At 59.2% G+C, this 2,943-nt stretch carries 2 protein-coding genes; both read right to left on the bottom strand.

Annotated features, from left to right (window positions below; genetic code table 11):
* Positions 1-64: 64 nt before the first annotated feature.
* Positions 65-703 (bottom strand): DMSO/selenate family reductase complex B subunit, encoded by a 639-nt coding sequence (locus ACHFFR_RS04625; RefSeq protein WP_394263108.1) that lies wholly within the window; start codon positions 701-703, stop codon positions 65-67.
* Positions 703-2,943: DMSO/selenate family reductase complex A subunit (locus ACHFFR_RS04630; RefSeq protein WP_394263109.1), on the bottom strand; the 2,241-nt coding region annotated here is incomplete at its 5' end. The genes ACHFFR_RS04630 and ACHFFR_RS04625, both read right to left, overlap by 1 nt.

The following is a 2,943-nucleotide window of genomic DNA, read 5'->3' on the forward strand; positions in this document are numbered from 1 at the left end:
AACATGCCCACGGCCATTTGAGAAACGACCGTGAAGATGATCATGGGGAGTTCATGCAGATTCATTAGATCTCCTTCGGGTTAGCGATCGAACCAGCGGAGGAATCCCACGGCTGCGAATCACGATGTGGTTTGATAACCAGACGCGGCTTCGTGGTTGAAGGATCAGGCAAAGGCGCGGTGGCGTCTTCGGTACCGTATTGGGCACGAAGTTCGTTGATCGGGCCCCAGTCCAGAGCGCGCGAGGGGCACGCTTCGACGCACGCCGGGTCTTGTCCCTGTTCGCGATAGTCATAACACAGGTCGCATTTGGTCATCTGGCCAACTTCGGCGTTGAACTGCGGTGCTCCGTAGGCACACGCCCACTCGCAGTAGCGACATCCCACGCACTTGTCGGGATCTACGTAGACGGTGCCGTCGTCGCGCCGGCTCATCGCCGTCGTTGGGCAGACCGTCATACAAATTGCGTCCTCGCAGTGATTGCACGCGATAGACGTGTAGTACGAGAAAATGTTCGGAGTGACGACGTTGCCATTCTTACTCCACGAACCGCCCGAGTACTCAACCACACGGCGCCAATTCACGCCAAGCGGGAGATCGTGCTTATCCTTGCACGCAATCTGGCACGCCTTACAACCGGTACAGATTTCTTGGTCGAAGAAGAAGCCGTAATTTGCTCCTGCTTGAGTCAATGTCTCAGTCATTAGTTCTCCTCAGGCATTCCGACAGCGTCTGCGCTGTACGGCTTGTAGTAGTGGTCTTCGATCGTCTCAAGCGCGCCCGCGCCTGCCTTGGTGACCTGTGCGAGCACGGTGTGGCTCGGCAGACCCTTGGCAAGTGGGGTGGGGTGTAGCGAGGTGAGCGTGTTGACGGATCCACCGACGTCGACAGGCTTGTCAGCGTTCGTTCCGTCTGGCAGAGAGAAATCTGCTGACGGCAGAGGCTTGTACCAAGCACCTTGCGGGATCGAAACAGAGCCCGGAATGATGCGAGGCGTGACGTATGCGCGTAGCTGCACCGTGCCGCGTTCATTAAACACGAACACCGCGTCACCATTGTCAATTCCACGCTCCTTGGCATCAATTGGATTGAGCCATGCGGTCTGGGTGTGCGCCTCTTTCAAAAGTTCCACATTCCCGTAGCTCGAATGCGTACGGCCTTTGAAGTGGTGGCCAATTACTTGGAGCGGATATTTCTCGTTCTCACGAGCCTCCAGTGCGCCTTCCCACGTAGCCGTAAACTCGGGGAGAGGGGTGATGACGTCGCCCGGAAGTTCTTCGCGGAATGTTCCGAACTCCCATGCTTCCGCCAACTTTGCGAGCCGATCTGAGTAAATCTCGATCTTTCCTGACGGTGTGTCAAGCGGATTACCGTCGGGGTCCTCGCGGAAGTCGGTCATGGACACGACCGGGCCGGCGTTGCGGCGGTAGATGCCCATTTCCTTCCACTCATCCCACGTGGGCAGTTCCGGATCTTCTGCACGTGATTCGTCGATCGTTTGGCGGAGCCAATCCTCGCGGGACTTGCCATCGGTGAACTCTTCTTCGATGTCGAGCTTGGCTGCCAGTTCTGTACAAATATCGAAGATCGACTTCGTCTCGTACATCGGCTCGATCGCCTGCTGCGAGACGATGCCGTAGGCCATCGGGCCACCATTTTGACCGTTGTGGAAGTCGAATTCTTCCGAGGTCGAGGTGCCGGGCAGGATGTAGTCCGAGTAGCGGGCCGAGACCGTGTACATGATGTCGCACGTGACGATCAGTTCCGCCTTCGACTCGTCCTGGAGGATGGCAACCGATTCGTTATTGTTACCCGTCTGATTGACCAGCGAATTCGAACCGTACTGGAAAACCGCCTTGATAGGGACCTCGAGGCTGGTGTTCTCCGGATTCCCGTCGTCGTCAATCGGTACCTTGAGGGCGCGGACGCCCGGGCCAGGCTTCATGCCGACCGCGGAGTTATAGGTGTCCATCTCCGGGCCGTGCTCGATGGCGTCCAGCCACGAGAAGCACGAAATGATCTTGTCTGACGGATTGGGATGCTGGGTGTAGAACGGATTCGCGATGGCGAGTCCGGAGGAAGCTTCGCGGGCGCCCGTGCCACCACCGGGGATGCCGGGGTTACCGGTCACGCACGCGAGGAGGAAGATCGCCCGCGCCGTGTTCTCGCCGTTGGCGTGGCGCTGCGGGCCCCAACCCTGCGTGATTGCGCACGGCTTGGCATTGGCGATTTCACGTGCGATGCGCCGGATCGTCGCGGCGTCCACGCCCGTGATATCGGCAGCCCATTCGGGAGTCTTCTCGACGCCGTCCGGTCCCTTACCTTCGAGGTAGGAGCGGTAGGAGGCGTTCTCGGGAGCGCCTTCGGGCATGTGGTCCTCGTCGAAACCAATGCAGTACTTGTCGAGGAACTCTTGATCGTGGAGGTCCTCTTCGACCATCACGTAAATCATTCCCGCGATCAGCGCGGCGTCCGTGCCGGGGCGAAGGGCGACCCACTCGTCGCCAAGCGCCACCGAGGTTTCGGAATAGCGCGGGTCGACGACGATCGTGCGAACGCCGTTTTCCTTCTTAATCTGCTGGGACACAAACACGTGTCCGCCGCCCGACATGCGGGTCTCGAGCGGGTTGTTTCCGAACATGACCTGCAGCTTGGAGTTTGCGACGTCGTCCAGCGAGTTGGAGTTGACCCATCCGCCGTAGAAGTAGGGGTAGGCCTGGGTGATCGCCGTCGTCGAGTAATCGGAGTAGTGGTCGAGGTATCCGCCGTAGACCGACAGGAGCCTGGCCGGAGGGGTGGCCTCGGGCGGCCACGAGCACGCCATGACGGAGCCAAGCACGCCGGTGCCGTACTGGATGTAGAAGGCTTCATTGCCATAGCGGGACTTGATGTCTTCCATCTTCTCCGCGATCTCGGTCAGAGCCTGATCCCATGAGATCTCTTC

Source organism: Trueperella sp., from assembly GCF_043424875.1.
GTDB lineage: Bacteria > Actinomycetota > Actinomycetes > Actinomycetales > Actinomycetaceae > Trueperella.